The 750-nt window shown below is 43.2% G+C and carries 1 protein-coding gene; it reads left to right on the top strand.

The genetic code is table 11. The features are described from left to right. Positions 1-55: 55 nt before the first annotated feature. Positions 56-750, top strand: a 695-nt coding sequence (locus C3420_RS17170; RefSeq protein ID WP_103857264.1) for an IS5 family transposase, incomplete at its 3' end; no start/stop codon positions are given.

Here is a 750-nt window from a genome sequence, read left to right as displayed (position 1 = left end):
TAGCGAAGGGTTTTTCAGCGATCTGTAAAGGGTTTTTCAGCGATATAATTTTCAAATGAAGAAGCCTACACACAAAATCTACCGCACAACCAATTGGCCCGCATATAACCGAGCACTCATGAGTCGCGGAAATATTGCCATTTGGTTTGATCCTGCTACGCAATGGTATGCGCCATCAAAAGGCAAACAAGGGCGAAATCAAACCTACTCCGACGCAGCCATCCAATGCTGCTTAATGATTAAATCCTTATTCCGTCTGTCTTTACGTATGGTTACTGGCTTTGTGCAAAGTCTGATTAAACTTTGCGGATTAAATTGGATAGCTCCAGATTACACCACGCTTTGTAGAAGACAAAAGCATATTGATATTGCAATCAGCTACCAAAAAAGTAGCGATGGGCTGCATCTACTCATGGACTCTACAGGCATGAAGTTTCTAGGTGAGGTCGAATGGAAGCGCAAGAAACATGGACCTGAATATCGTCGCCAATGGCGTAAACTACATATTGGTATAGATGCCAAAACCCTGCAAATACGAGCAGTTCAGCTTACAACCAATAATGTCAGTGATTCACAGGTGCTTGGTGATTTACTTAATCAGATTCCACAAGATGAGCGGATTGACTCTGTTTATACCGATGGAGCTTATGACACCAAGCAATGCCGTCAGGTCATTGCAGATCGGCAAGGGCATGCGGTGATTCCACCTAGAAAAAATGCGAAACCATGGAAAGATACAAAGAGTAGCTC

The sequence above is a fragment of the Acinetobacter sp. ACNIH3 genome, assembly GCF_002918965.1.
Taxonomy (GTDB): Bacteria; Pseudomonadota; Gammaproteobacteria; order Pseudomonadales; family Moraxellaceae; genus Acinetobacter; species Acinetobacter schindleri.
The sequence above is the reverse complement of the archived record's forward strand: the minus strand, read 5'-3'. Positions and strand labels throughout refer to the sequence as shown.